Here is a 337-nt window from a genome sequence, read left to right as displayed (position 1 = left end):
GAACATGTTCGACGGCTTCGACCACACGCAGCACAAGGATGAAGTCGAGGAACGCTGGGGGAAGAAGGCCTACGCCGACAGCGACAGCTGGTGGCGCGGGATGACGGACGCCGCGCGCGCCGACTGGCAGCAGCGCGTGTCCGACCTCGGGCGCGACTGGATCGCCGCCGCGGAGAGCGGCATCGATCCGGCTTCACCCGCGGCCCAGGAGGTCGCGCGTCGCCACGTCGAGTGGCTCACGGGCATCCCGGGCACACCCGCCGCCGTCCCCGGCGGAGACGTCAAGGCATACGTGATCGGGCTCGGCGAGATGTACGTCGCGGATCCGCGCTTCGGC

Annotated in this window: 1 protein-coding gene; it reads left to right on the top strand. The window is 70.6% G+C overall.

What is annotated here, in order from left to right:
- Positions 1 to 337: TipAS antibiotic-recognition domain-containing protein (locus tag L687_RS34085; protein ID WP_021200318.1), on the top strand; the 337-nt coding region annotated here is incomplete at both ends.

It is taken from the genome of Microbacterium maritypicum MF109, from assembly GCF_000455825.1.
Classification (GTDB): Bacteria; Actinomycetota; Actinomycetes; order Actinomycetales; family Microbacteriaceae; genus Microbacterium; species Microbacterium maritypicum_A.
Note: the sequence above shows the minus strand (reverse complement) of the source record. Positions and strands in the feature narration are given on the sequence as shown.